The sequence below is a fragment of the Mucilaginibacter sp. cycad4 genome (assembly GCF_034263275.1).
GTDB lineage: Bacteria > Bacteroidota > Bacteroidia > Sphingobacteriales > Sphingobacteriaceae > Mucilaginibacter.
In genome coordinates this window covers 1392175-1406490 of the sequence record NZ_CP139559.1, presented here as the reverse complement: position 1 = coordinate 1406490, position 14316 = coordinate 1392175, and the positions used below count along the sequence as shown (strand labels likewise).

The 14316-nt window shown below is 43.5% G+C and carries 10 protein-coding genes; 2 read left to right on the top strand and 8 right to left on the bottom strand.

From position 1 onward, the window contains the following. Positions 1–68: 68 nt before the first annotated feature. From SNE26_RS05880 to SNE26_RS05860, 5 genes are all read right to left on the bottom strand, one after another. Positions 69–1061, bottom strand: a complete 993-nt coding sequence (locus tag SNE26_RS05880; RefSeq protein ID WP_321558435.1) for a Hint domain-containing protein — start codon at positions 1059–1061, stop codon at positions 69–71. A gap of 186 nt (positions 1062–1247) precedes the next feature. Beyond that, positions 1248–2162, bottom strand: coding sequence for an IS3 family transposase (locus SNE26_RS05875; protein ID WP_321558239.1), 915 nt, complete (start codon positions 2160–2162; stop codon positions 1248–1250). After that, entirely contained in the window at positions 2057–2446 is a 390-nt protein-coding gene (locus tag SNE26_RS05870) for a transposase (RefSeq protein ID WP_321558238.1), read from the bottom strand. Before SNE26_RS05870 ends, SNE26_RS05875 begins: the two co-directional genes overlap by 106 nt. Before the next feature lie 125 nt (positions 2447–2571). Next, on the bottom strand, positions 2572–3741 hold the full coding sequence (locus tag SNE26_RS05865; protein WP_321558434.1) for a histidinol-phosphate transaminase: 1170 nt from the start codon (positions 3739–3741) through the stop codon (positions 2572–2574). Positions 3742–3773: 32 nt separating this feature from the next. Next, positions 3774–5357: an FAD-dependent oxidoreductase gene (locus SNE26_RS05860; RefSeq protein ID WP_321558433.1), complete on the bottom strand. Its 1584-nt coding sequence runs from the start codon at positions 5355–5357 to the stop codon at positions 3774–3776. A 587-nt stretch (positions 5358–5944) separates the two neighbouring features. Here SNE26_RS05860 and SNE26_RS05855 point away from each other — a divergent pair. Then, complete coding sequence (locus SNE26_RS05855; RefSeq protein WP_321558432.1) at positions 5945–6301, top strand: BlaI/MecI/CopY family transcriptional regulator; 357 nt, start codon at positions 5945–5947, stop codon at positions 6299–6301. A gap of 11 nt (positions 6302–6312) precedes the next feature. After that, the gene (locus SNE26_RS05850; protein ID WP_321558431.1) at positions 6313–8175 is read left to right on the top strand and encodes a M56 family metallopeptidase; all 1863 of its coding nucleotides are present in this window, start codon (positions 6313–6315) and stop codon (positions 8173–8175) included. A gap of 96 nt (positions 8176–8271) precedes the next feature. On the opposite strand, the gene SNE26_RS05845 is transcribed toward SNE26_RS05850, so the two are convergent. From SNE26_RS05845 to SNE26_RS05835, 3 genes are all read right to left on the bottom strand, one after another. Continuing rightward, positions 8272–9357 carry a DNA topoisomerase IB gene (locus SNE26_RS05845; protein WP_321558430.1) on the bottom strand — a complete coding sequence of 362 codons (1086 nt, stop codon included), beginning with the start codon at positions 9355–9357 and terminating at the stop codon, positions 8272–8274. Between the two features lie 481 nt (positions 9358–9838). Next, complete coding sequence (locus tag SNE26_RS05840) at positions 9839–12115, bottom strand: GH92 family glycosyl hydrolase (RefSeq protein ID WP_321558429.1); 2277 nt, start codon at positions 12113–12115, stop codon at positions 9839–9841. Positions 12116–12184: 69 nt separating this feature from the next. Continuing rightward, positions 12185–14302 carry an alpha-L-fucosidase gene (locus SNE26_RS05835; RefSeq protein ID WP_321558428.1) on the bottom strand — a complete coding sequence of 706 codons (2118 nt, stop codon included), beginning with the start codon at positions 14300–14302 and terminating at the stop codon, positions 12185–12187. Between the last annotated feature and the right edge of the window lie 14 nt (positions 14303–14316).

Genomic DNA, 14316 nt, shown 5'->3' with positions numbered 1-14316 from the left:
AAACTTCGTAAGTTTTTTGCCATTGTTGTTGTCACCAACAACTACCAGGCTAAACATCATAAAACAGGTTACTTCTGCATCACCATTACACCATTCATGAGCAGGGTGCTGCCGCCATCGGCAACAATGTTATATACTCTTTGTACCCCGCCGGCATGTTCTGTTTTTTGCAGTACGGTGAAAGTTTCATATTTGCCAGTTTGCTCGTTCAGGCAAAGTACTTCCTGTCCGGTTGCCACCTCCCCTATTTTAATGTTACCTTGCTTGGTTAACATAGGGTGATTTGGCGTTGCCTGTAACACCTTACTGTTCAGTTTTACCTGCCTGCCTTCGGCCGTATTTTTTGTTTGGGCAGATACCAGCACCAGTTGGGTTAAAGCATAGTTTTTGGCTTCATGTATGGTAAGCTCCTTTACTTTTACAGCAGTACTTTTTTTAGTTAGAGGGTCGACCGTTATTACTGCATCACCGCTTTTTACGGCTTTCAGCATCTTTTTATCGCCATTGGCCATGGTAACCAGTTCTTCACCCGGGAAACAGATGTCATTGCCATAGGTTGCGGCTTCTTCCTTCAGGTCCTTGCCGGCGTTAAGTACCTTATATTGTTGAAAGCTAACTTCCTTTGAGAGTACGTACGACAGCTTCAGGATAAAGTTTTGCTCTGCTTTGTTGATATTATCAATATCCTGGAAATACTGCTCCCAAACCTTGGCATCGGCAGTAAAATCGGGCACAAGGGCTTTGTAAAGCTTGCCTTTTTCGTTGGTATAAAATACCATCAGGCCTATTTCCTGCATGCCTTCTTTAGCAACCAGTTTATACAGATCGATACGTTTTTTCAACCCGTCGGCCCCGGTTATAAAATAAGGTTTACGACTTTCATAACGGTCAAGCACATAAGTATTGTCAAATTTAACGTAGGTGTCATTATCCAAATTAGCAATCGTGAATGATTGCGCCTTTTTATACTCATCCATAGTAAGCGGACGCGGGTTTACGATTTGCCCCTTGGCAAAATAAAGTGATGAGCTAAGTAGTAGTGTTAGTGTGAGTTTTCTCATTTTAGAGATTGGAGGTTAGAGATTAGAGGTTGGTTGTTTTTGTCATGTCCTGAAAAAAGTAGACATTATTGTTGTTTATTTGAGCTGTTAATAAGTCGGAAACTCGAAGAGTTTTCGACTTATTAACAGCTTTTCTTTTTTTGCTTCTTTTTTTCTTTTAAAAGATGCGTTTCTTTTGTTAATAACTTATGCAGCCATGTGTATCTGCTGCGGTGTTGCCAGGTTTAAGGACCAATGCGGCCTGCTCATATTATATGAGTTTATAGCCTCTTTTACTGCCCTAAGTGCATCCTTTTCGGAAGTGAATGTACTATCAAGACCATATTCTTGTTTTAAGATTCCATTCACCCGTTCCGCCATGGCATTTTCGTAGCAATGGTTCTCTTCTGTCATGCTGATACCGATTTTAGCCTTTTTTAACAGTTTTGTATAATCATTGCTGCAATACTGGATTCCCCGGTCTGAATGATGGATCAGGCTATCCGTAAACTGTCGTTGCCGGATAGCCATTTGAAGGCTACGGATAGCCCCCGCAATTCTAAGACTATCTGACAAATGCCAGCCTACCACTTTTCGCGAAAACGCGTCTGTGATCAAAAACAGGTATACAAAGTCTTTTGATGTACGAATATAGGTAATATCAGATACCCAACACTGATGAGCACTGGTAAGCTGTCTATCCTTCATTAGGTTCCTGTAGACCCTGAAGCGATGATAAGAATCTGTCGTAGAAACATATTTACGGCGTCTTTTTACCAATAGCTTATGCCGGCCCAACAACTCAAAGAACATATCCCTACCCATCCGTATTCCTGCTTTAGTTATATCTTTCTTTAGCAGAAAGTATAACTTCTTGCCTCCCAGACGCGGATGGTTCCTGCGAACCTCATGTACCAATGATAAGATAACTGTCTCATTTAATGCTTTTCTGTCTGCAGCAGATACCGCTTTATAGTAACCACTCCGGCTTACTTCAAAATAGCGGCATAACTCATTTAATCTGTATTTTGACCGGAGCGCTCCGATACTTGACCGCCAAACTTTTTTTTTAAATCCTCCCCGTATAGTTTGCCTGCCTGCTTGACTACCTCTTCTGCGCAATCCCGCGCCAGGTAAGCATCTGCCAAAGCCAGCTTTAACTTTTTAACTTCCTGTTCTAATTCTAATAACCGATCCTTCTCTGCTTTCGTTTCCACTCTGATTACCTTGTTTTGTAAATATTGTTTACCTAATGCACCAAGCCATCTGCTTACTGTCTCTGCTCCACCGATCCCGTAGCGACGGCTTGCTTCTGTCACGCTCAGACCTTCTTCTTCTATCTCCCTGACTACTTTTTGTTTAAAGCTAATACTGTACCGAACTACTCTTACGCTACTTCTTGTCATGTTTCCTGCCTTTTTTGTTAACCTTTTTTTGTCAACCTATTTCAGGACAGGACATTTAGCGATTGGAGATCAGAGATTGGATTGCTTTTTTCCCTAACCTCTAATCTCCAACCTCTAATCACCACTTAAGACAATTGTTTAAACGCATCGGCAAAGGCTTCCATTTCGTCCATGCGGCCAATACTTACGCGGCACCAGTCTTTGCCGTTAAATTGCCAGTTACGAATACCTACGCCGCGCTTCATCATTTCGCCGACAAATTTTTTGCCGTCCATTTTAAGCGGGAACATGACAAAGTTCGCCGATGAAGGAATGTATTCATATCCTTCTTTTTTAAGCACCGAGTACAGATATTCCTTAGAAGCATTTGTTTTTTCCAGGGTTTCTTTCAAAAATGCTTCTTCGCGGTAACCTGCTATGGCAGCGGCGAGTGTAGTTGCGCTGATACTCCAGGCCTGGGTAGTGTATTTTTCAAATGTTTTGATGGTATCCGACTGTGATATAATATATCCAAGCCTTAAGCCTGCAAAGCCATAAAGTTTTGAAAAGGTACGTGCAACTATCACATTATTACCCGATTTGACAGAACTGATCATACTTGCAGCCTTCGGATCAGGCAGGTAATCTATATAAGCTTCGTCAACAAAAACGGTCGTTTTTTTTGATACCCGCTCACAAAAGGCCTTTAACTTTTCGGTATCAACAACAGTAGCAGTTGGGTTGTTGGGATTGCATATATAAACCAAGCCGGTATTGTCATCAACCTTTGCTTCCATGGCATCCAGATCGAGTTTATAATCGGCGGTCAGGGGCACTTTTACCCATTTCCCTTCAAGTTGCTGTGCCCTGCCTGGCAGGTCATCATATGAAGGGTCGCCGGTGATTACACTTTTACCACCCTTAGTAAAATGCATGGCAGCCGCAAGTAAAAGCGGGGTTGAACCCGCATCCATCAGTATATTATTTGAGTTTACACCTTCATACGCAGCAATTTTCCCATAAATCAGAGACAGCTGCATAAAAGGATACTGATAACTTTTATCAATAGCATCCTGAATGGCTTTTTTAACCGTAGCCGATGGGCCAAACGGATTTTCGTTGGCCAGCAGCCTTGCTTTTAATTCAAAGCCCGCATTAGTAACAGCTTCCTGGTCCGTTAGGCCGCGGGGTAAGGGTTTAAATACACGGGCCGGCATGGCTGCCAGCTTACCAATTGTTCCTGAAAAAAAGGCCAGTCCCCCGGCCATAAATGCGCTGGATTTAATCCAGTTTCTGCGGTTAATTGTACTTGACATGATGGTGGTATTTAATGTTTTTTAACGTCGTTTTATTTTTGAGCCGGATATTGGGTAAGCTGACCTGTAACCCTTGCATGTACAGCAGCAACCGTGCTCCTGGCCGATTCAAAGGCCCCGGCCATCCAGGCATTGAGGTATGTTAAATGCTCACCAGCAAAATATACCTGCTTATCGGGTTTTAACAGTACCGGGTATTGTGTTTTGCGGGTTTCGGTAGTATACACCGCCCAGCCTCCTAAATTATATTTGGTTTTATGCCAGCTTACCGAAAACGAGTTTTCAAACTCTTTGTCATATTGCGGGTGGATGAGCCTGCCTTTTTCCAGTGCGAACTTCTCCCTTTCGGCGTAGCCTAAAGCGCCGATCTTCTGCGCTTTTTCGTTAAAGTTGTAATATCCAATCAAGATACCCTTTTTTCCTAAATAATCATAGGATGGATAAAAAATCTGCGTTAAATCGTTGTTAGTGTGCGTTATACCGCCATAAATATGTTCATCCTCCTCCCAAAACCTGCGTTTAAACTGTAGGCCAATTTTGCCGGTTTGGTTATAGCTGATATAGTCAATAGCCCTGCTAACATCACCGTTAAAATTATTGCTGATATTACTCAAAACCGGCAATGGGATGGTGCAGATACACAGGTCGCCATTTAACACATGCTCGCCCGTAGCATCTTTGTAGGTTATTTTAACCCCATCAGTCACATTATTAATAGCAGTAACCTCCGCTCCCGTTTTTATTGACGGGGCTACTTTCTTTTCTAAAGCTTTGGCTATCTGATCCATCCCGCCCACGGCCTGGAACATGGTCATCTGCAGCTCGTAGGTATATTCGGCCACGTTATAAAAATCGGGGTCCATTAAGCCGGAGTGCAGCAGATCAGCCAGTTTATGCGGATCGCCTACTTTACCTGCCTTGTCACCTGCGCCGGGCGATTCCGTATAACCACGCCGGGCCGACGCTTTGTACAATTTATCAATATCCAATCCACCTTCAGCCTGCAAATATTCGATGATTTTTTCGCCATCCTCTTTGGTAAAGCTGCTGTCGAGACTGCCATGATCAATGCTTTTAGCCAACATTTCGGTCATATAACCACGGATATCGTTATGAACCTCTCTAACCTTTATCTTTTTGTTTGATAAAGGCCCTTTACCTTCAGCAAAGTAATATGCCCCCTCGTTTACGTTATTATAAACCTGGATAGGCACACCCAACTCTTTACAGTAATGCAGTGTAAGTTCATGATTGTGCGGAATGCGCGAAGGGCCGGCATTAAAATACTGCCCTGCATCAAAACGGGCTGTAGCGGTTGGTTTATCAATTTCGGTATTGGTACTCCCATTGCGGATACTAAAGCAACGCCCCCCGGTACGCTGGCGTGCTTCCAGGATGGTGCATTGATAGCCGAGCTTACCAAGCTCATAGGCACAGGTCATGCCGGCCAAACCGCCACCTAAAATAATAATATGTTTTCCTTTGCCGCTGCCTTCAAGGTTAAAGGCATGTGCGGGCGACGGTTTTAATAAGCCAAGTGCAAGCATGGCGGGATATGCCCCACCAGCCAGCATGGCACCTTTACTTAAAAAGTCCCTGCGGGTAATAGTTTTCAATAAGCGCGTATTTATGTTTTACAATCAACTCAGGCCTAAATATAACTTTTTCTTTGTTTGGTATATTAAGGCAAAATCAACTTTTATTGGTGTTTATATAAAATTAACAAGATTTTTTAAGCGGTTGATGGATTTATGTTAAGATATGGTTGGGGAGGAGCAGTGATTAGAGGTTGGGCTGTTTGGCGCGCTAAGACGCAGAAGCACTAAGAAGAAAGCGTTGCGGCTTAGCGCCTTTACGTAACTTAACATCCGTTATTTGTCTGAACCTGGATTTGGGGGATTTTTAGGAGGACAGGATTTTTCTTTGATTTGATTCAGACATCGTGCCAATCCCTTAATCCTAAAAATCATGGTTCAGATTATGGGCGTTCCCGTTAGCTAACGGGCCGGGCTATCCGCCCAGGTTGGAGATTAGTGATCAGAGATTAGTTGGCTTTTAAAACCTCTAATAATTCTTCTTAACCTCTAACCTCTCCAACTAAACATCTAATCTCTAATAACTATTGTTAAATTCTGTTAAAAACTGAAAATAAATTTGCATTACTACGAACAATTCGTAGATTTACGAAACAATCGTAATTACAATGGAAAAACTATCGCAACAAGAGGAAGAAGCTATGCAGGCGGTGTGGCAATCGGGGCCCGGATTTATCAAGGATTTTTTAGATCAGTTAACCGAACCAAAGCCCCCTTACACCACCCTCGCCTCTACCATAAAAAACCTGGAACGTAAAGGATTTTTGAAAAGTGAAAAACTGGGCAACTCCTTTCGTTACCTGCCTATGATACAGGAAGAGGAATATAAAAAGCGCTTTATGAGCGGTTTTGTAAGCGACTATTTTCAAAACTCATATAAAGACCTGGTAACGTTTTTCGCCAACGAAAAAAAGATCAGCGCTACCGACCTGAAAGAGATCATTAAACTCATTGAAAAACAATAAACCCTACGATCATGCCGGCTACATTTGTTTTTTTATTAAAAGTTAACATAGCCCTGTTGTTGTTTTGTGCGGGCTATTACCTGGTGCTGAGGCCCCTTACCTTTTATACGCTTAACCGGATCTATTTGCTTGCAGCCATCCTGTTTGCAAGCATCTACCCGCAAATCAATTTTTCGGCCTTTGTGCAACGGCACGAAGAACTGGCAAAACCTATGGAACAGATCGCTATTAACTGGCAGTCGCAGGTACAACTGGTAAACCAGCCGGTTCAGGCAATTGATTACTGGTACTGGCTGAGCGTTATATTCTGGACAGGCGCAGGTTTGTTGCTCATCCGCCTGGTGTTGCAGCTTTTATCCTTGTTACGGTTATATAAAAACTCCAAACCTCAATACATAGGCGAACATCTGGTTAGGGTTATGGACAAAGATGCCGCGCCGTTTTCATTTTGGCGGAGTATTTATGTGAACCCCGCCAAACATGAACCTGCCGATTTGAAATCAATCCTGCTGCATGAGCAGGTACATGTAAACCAATGGCATACCGCCGATATTTTGTTAGCCGAACTGAGCAGTATTTTTTACTGGTTCAACCCAGGCATCTGGCTTATAAAAAGGGCGGTAAGAGAAAATATCGAGTTTATTACCGACCGCAAGATCCTTAAAAATGGCATCGACAGTAAAACTTATCAATATAGTTTGGTAAACGTAAGCTTTAATAACCCCCAACCCGGCATTGTAAACCATTTCAATATTTCAACCATAAAAAAACGGATAATCATGATGAACGCGAAAAGATCGTCGAAACTTAACCTCACCCGCTACGCTTTTGTAGTGCCGGCCGTTATGGCCCTGTTGCTGGTATTCAGTATTTCAAAAGCTGATTTTGCCAAACCTGTGAGGATCACCATTGCCAACGCTGTACAGCCTTTGGCCAGGATCATTAATATTAACCCCGACGAGGTTGTAAAACAGGACGCTAAACCCGTCAAAGCTCCCAAACCAACATCAAAAGCAAAGGCCCCTAAAGCTGCAATTGCTGCTGCTCCGGCGGCACTTCCTAAAGTTGTATTAAGTCCACTTGCGGCTGCCACTCCATTAATCGCCCCAAATGATACTATCAAAAAGATCAGAATAATAAGCGACATTAAAAGAGATTCGCTGGTATTTGTGGTAAACGGCGTAGTTTCTACGGGCAAAAGCCTCGACCCTACCAAAATCGAGAACATGTATATACTTACAGGTGACAACGCTCGGAAGTTTGTAAAAACAGAAGACGACAAACCGGTTAAAGTAGCTTATATAATTACCAAAGACGCTCCTAATAAGGACGAGCTCGAAAAAAACGTACCAAGTATTACCTTAAAAAAGGTCAGCACTAACCTAAGCGGCTATACTGTGCTAAATGATAATGACAATATTAACGTAGTGACTGTTGGTCCGGTTAGTAAAAGTGTTGATGTAAAACATGTTAAAAGCCTTGTTGTAGTGAAAGGCGTAAGCAGTTCGGCAACTGGCAGCAGCAACAGTACAATAACTATTAATGGTGTAAAAGCCAAACCGACAGCTCTTTCATACAGCATCAAATCTGACGATGATGCCATAGTAGCTCAAGGCGGTGATGTTATTGTTACCGGGTACGGTAAAAAAGCAAACGTTAAGGCAATAAAGGTGAACGGGGTGAGTGTTATGGCTAATGGAGATAAAGAACCCTTTATAGTTATAGATGGTAAACGCAGTGATATGGATGCCTTCAAAAAAATTGATGTCAAATTAATAGAAAGCATTTCGATATTACAAGGCGACGATGCTACCAAAAAATACGGCGATAAAGCTAAAGATGGTGTAGTATTGGTTACTACCCGCAAAAAATAAATGGTTGATTTGGGCCTGGGTTTTACAGAGATCAGTTAATAGTTAAAACGTTCTTTATACCACTCTAAAATCAACCCGGTAAACATACTCAACCATCTAACTGGCTTCGGCCAGTTTTTCCGTTTCCAGCAGGTTGAGTAAGGCTTTCTCAGCAATATTAAGTTCGGCAGCTCTTACGTCTTCGCGTTCATCAAGCTGGCTGATATACTTAAAAATAGTTCCTTCTTCATAACTTTTAATAACCGATGGGTGCACGTAATACTTTTTACAAACTGTACGCGTGTTCCCAAGGTTTATCGCCACTTCATCCAAAACACCCACAATCTTCTTTTTACATTCTGTTATACTGTTAAACTCCCCGGCTTCTTTAAAGGCATACAGCGCGCTCACGCTGCCTGCCCAGGTACGGAAATCCTTGGCAGTAAAGTCCTCGCCGGTTATTTCATGTAAATAGCTGTTGATATCGCCAGACCCTACACTACACCTTGTTCCATCCTCGTTATAGTATTGAAAAAGTTCTTTCCCCGGGATCTCCCGACATTGTTTTACCAGCCTTGCCAGCTTACGGCTTTGCAGCGATACCTTATGAAACACACCCTTTTTACCCTTAAACTCAAACCGGAGGTTAGAACCTTCAACTTTTACATGCCTGTTTTGCAAAGTTGTTAAACCGAAAGACCCATAAAGTTTTTTGTAGGATTCGTTACCTACCCTGATACTCGTCAATTCCATCAACCTCACTACCAATGCTACTACTTTTTCGTGGTCGAGGTTGCGCCTTGCCAGGTCTTTATCCACCTGCTCCCGGATGGCAGGCAAATGCGCTGCGAAAGTTTGCATGCGGTGATATTTGGATTGATTACGGATCTGATTCCAGTACATATGATAGCGGTATTGCTTACGTCCGGCGGCATCAACTCCCGTAAATTGCAGGTGACCGTTTTCATACGGCGAGATCCAAACGTTGGTATAAGCCGGCGGAATCACCAGTTTATTGAAACGGGCAATCAACTCCTTGTCTTTTACAAGCGAGCCGTCGGCATCATAATAACTCCAACCCTTGCCCGATTTTTTGCGGGTATATCCCGGTGAGGAATCGGATACGTAACGCAGGCCAACTGCTTTTGCAGTGATCTTAGGATCGCGGCCAATTTTTTCGAGCTTTTTGAGGAGACGGTTCATGGGGAGATAACATGTGGAATGGAAATTAAGTTTTAATTAGGGATTTATCTTATGGAGATATTTTCTACAAGTTCAAGCCTAACAACACCAGCCACAAGCTGAATATTTTGGAAATCTTTCGTGTAACCCCCTCTGTTTTCCAAGTATCTGATTATCAATTATATAAACCACTCTATTCAAAATTGTGTTAACCCTGTTAACCCTGTCGTTCCCGTACGTGGCCGGTGTTATCACGATACCGCATGATTTGATAAATGTTGACTGATTGGAAGGTAGCGACCGAGTGATCCGTTGATGACACCAACTTTGGCAAGTTCAAGCGTCCACGCTTGAATTATTCAAAAAGTAAGCGTCCACGCTTACTGCCACGTTAGAGCATAAAGCAGCCATTAACAAAATACCCGGGAGCGTGGACGCTCCCGGGTATTTTGTATTCAAGCGTGGACGCTTGAACATGCTGTAGAGATATCGAAACGACGAATTACTTCAACACAGAAACCGCTCTATTGGCTTCACCAACGCCCCAAACTGTACCAGGCTTATCTCCCATGGTAATCACCAGTTCACCGCCTTGCATAACATCAGTGTGCTTGATATAAGTTTTGGTGTAATTAGCTCCGTTAAGCGTCATGGCCTGGATATACTTATTTTTAGGGCCATTTTTTTTAACCACTACGTGGAATTTTTTATTACCCTGCAATTGCAGCGTAGCCTCATTAACTACCGGACTGCCGAATACATACAAACCGTTGGCCGGGTTAACAGGATAAAAACCAACAGCAGATAACACATACCAGGCCGACATTTGCCCTACGTCTTCATTACCAATAATACCATCCGGTTTATCGGTATAAAAATCATCCAGAATAAACCTTACTTTTTCGGCTGTTTTCCATGGTTTGCCTGAGTAAGCGTAATAGTAGCTCATCGGGTGGCTCGGCTCATTGCCATGTGCATACTGACCGATCAAGCCTGATACATCCGGCGATTTAAATTTACCCATATCGCCCTGCGCAATAAACAACGAATCTAATTTTATGTTAAACTTATCAACGCCGCCCAGCATATCAATTAAACCTTCCACGTCCTGCGGAACAAGAAAGGTATACTGCCAGCCATTGCCTTCGGTGAAATCGCCGGTTTCATGGATAGAAATGAATGGGCTGTAAGGTGTACGCCAGGCATCCTGCGATAAACGGCCACGCATAAACCCCGCCTTCGCATCATAATAGTTTTTGTAGTAGGCACCACGTTTGCTGAAGTAAGCATAATCTTCCGTTTTGCCTAATTTTTTGGCTACCTGCGCCAGGCTCCAGTCGTCAATGGCATATTCAAGACCCATTGAAACTGATTCGCGGCTGCTATCTGCCGGGATATAACCATATTTTTTAACGTATTTAATACCACGGTCATCGCCCATGGCGGTGGTTTTCATGGCCTCGTATGCTAAGTTGGCATCAAAGCCTTTGTAACCTTTTAACAAAGCATCGGCAACAACCGGCACCGCGCTGTAACCCACCATGCAATTGGTTTCGTTAGCCATTAAATGCCAAACCGGTAAGCTGCCCTGCTGCTGATAAATAGCCAGCATGGAGTTGATCATATCGTTCACATGCTCCGGGTGGATAATGGTTGACAGCGGGTTGTTTGACCTGTAGGTATCCCATAACGAAAATGTGGTTACATTATTAAAACCTTCGTTTTTGTGGACTTTTTTATCGGTTCCCCAGTACTCGCCATTCACATCGTTAAAAATAGAGGGCGCTATCATGGTGTGATAAAAAGCGGTATAAAACTTCTTCATTTGTGATAATGAATCTGCCTTGATCGTGATCTTTTGCAATTGCTTGTTCCAGGCTGCATCTGCATCAGCAACTACTTTATTAAAATCCCAGCCCGGTATTTCGCCTTTGATGTTAAGCATGGCATTCTCAGCGCTTACCGGCGAGATCCCTACTTTAGCATAAACAACCTCACCTTTGGTGGTAGCAAAGCTGATTACACCTTTTACTTTTACACCTTTAAGCTCGGTGCCTTTTATATTAGCGGTGCTATCGTAAACGGCAAACGTCTTAATAGGCTTTGAAAATACAGCGGTAAAATAAATACGCTGATCATCTGCCCATCCTTTGGAAAAACGATAACCGCAAATGGTATTCTTATCCACCTGTTTAATGTAAGTATCCACTGGCCTGTCCCAGCCAATGCCTTCCTGCAAATCGATGAGGATATGTGCATCTTTTGAAGCCGGGAAAGTGTATTTATGCATCCCGACGCGGGTACTGGCGGTAAGCTCAACGCCGATATCGTATTTCTTAAGTTTTACTTTATAGTAACCCGGTTTTACAACCTCATCCTTATGGCTAAATAACGATACATATCCGCTTTTTAGGTTTTTATTGCTGCCTTTATATACATTGATAGCTCCGGTTGTAGGCATAAAGGAAATATCGCCCAAATCGCCAATGCCGGTACCACTTAGGTGGGTATGCTGGAAGCCGATGATGGTAGAATCAGAAATGTGATAGCCAGAGCACCAATCCCAGCCTTCAGAAATATTAGTTGGGCCTAACTGCACCGCGCCAAACGGCACACTGGCACCCACAAAAACATGACCGTGGAAACCGGTACCGATGTATGGGTCGACGTATTGGGTTAAACCGGCTGCTTTCTTCATAGGCTGCGACCTGTGCCTTTGTGCCTGGGAGCTTAAATTAGCCAGGGCCAGTAAACCGGCCAAAACGAGTTGTTTTTTCATTCTTTATTTTCGATGATGGTATGGAGGTTTATATCGCTCACAAAATAAACCTCAATACTTAATAGATTATTAATAAACGCTTAATTCGGCCACGGTGATACCATTACCGGCAATTACATGTGCCGCTTCAAATTTAAAATAACGGGCCCTTACCTCTTGCTTTAAAACAACAGGCTGCTCAATAGGGTTCGATTTGATATTGGCAAACTCGCCCGAAGCTATCTTTTCCCAGGCTTTGCCATCATTGCTGATGTAAAACACATAGCTATCTACAATACCCCCGGCTTGCTTGTCCTGCCTTGGCAGGTAGCCGAATGCTTTTATCTTTTGCTCCCGGCCCAAATCAACGCTGATCTGCTGCGGGAATTGTGCATCTTCCTTTTTCAGGGTACTGTAAAGGCTGCGTGTGTTTTCGTCGAAAGCATTTTCGGCCTTGTTCCACTCATCACCGGCAGCGTTAGCGTCAAATACATTCCAATCGGTTTTAGCATAGCCAAAAGAAACATAAGTACTTTCACTTTGCTGACCCTTACCTTCAAAGCTGCGGGCCTTTACCACTCCACCGTCATTAAGCGTAAATGGTTTGCTGTAAACCGGCGAACTCAGCGTTGGCTCATGGCCATCAAGCGTATAGTGAATAGCGCTTACCGGCGCTTCGGTTGTGATGCTGATTTCGCCTTTTTTATTGCGGGCTACTTTTGGTGCTGTTAAGTGAACAGGTTCTTTATAGATCCCGAAATCGCTCAAAGCTATAGCCACCGGCGATGCAGTAACTCTTAACCTTAATTTACTTGCCGTTATATTTTGTGTTAAACGGATCAGCCTGTTACCGCCGATGCTGGTAGCCGAGCCAATCTGCCCCCATTTGCCGTTCAGGTAAGCATCTACTTCAACAGCCTCAATACGCTGCCCGAGTTTGATATTTTCGCGCAGGCGGATCACGTTAAATGTTTTTGGCGAATGCAGATCGATAGTTAATTCGGGAGTAGTTACTTTATCATCGGTAGCCCAATAACTGTAGCGGTTATCATCCAATAAAAACTGCGGACCAAATTTGGCTTTGTTACCGCCTCGTACATTACTTGCCGTTAGCGTGGCGCCTTTTGCCAAATTAACAGCAAAGGTTTGCTTAAGCAAATTGCCGAACTCGGTTAATGATTTAACGTCAATCTCATTAATAATACCACGCGGATCAGGTGATAAACCCAGGTCAAGCGCCGCGCCACGACCTACACTTTTATAATACAGATCAAGCAAGGTATAAGGAGATTTTACGCCTTCATCCTGTGTTTTATGATAAAACCATCCCGGACGTAACGATACGTCACACTCGGCCGGCATCCAGTATTTACCGTTGCGGGTACCTTCTGTGCCTTCATAATCTTTTACGTAACCGTTGGCCGGAATTTTTCCTTCATCAGGTGCATGCGGCGTATAGGTTGCCCAGCAGGTTTCACCTGCATGGCCTTCCTCGTTGCCTACCCAGCGCACATCCGGACCAACATCCCCAAACAGTACAGCATTAGGCTGCAGTTTACGGGTAATGGCCCAGGTAGTATCCCATCCGTAATAAGTTGAGCGGTCAATTTTCCTTACTTCGCGTTTGCCGCCATAATAGCCATCGCCCCCGTTAGCACCATCGTGCCATGAAATAAACAGCGGGCCATAATTGGTATACAGCTCTTTCAATTGCGCACGATAAATCTTTACATATTCGGCAGTGCCGTAATTAGGATTATTCCTGTCCCAAGGTGAGCAGTAAACACCCAGCTTCATGCCCAGCTTATCGCATGCTTCGCGATACTCTTTCAGCATATCGCCCTTACCGTTTTTATAGGGACTCTTGCTGATGTTGTGCTCTGTAGTTTTAGTTGGCCAAATGCAAAAGCCATCATGGTGTTTGGCGACCACAACAACCCCCTTAAAGCCTCCCGCCTTTGCGGCAGCTACAATCTGTAAGGCGCTGAATTGTGATGGGTTAAAGATCTTTGGGTCTTCGTCGCCAAAACCCCACTCCTTGTCGGTATACGTATCAACGCCATAGTGGATAATGCAATACATACCTGTTTCCTGCCAGTTGAGCTGCCCTTTTGTAGGTAATACGCAATATGGCTTGGGAGTTGTTTGGCTAAAAGAATTTAAACCGACACCCAGTAACAACAAGGCAATGCCTGTAAACTTATTCATAATTGGTTATTAGT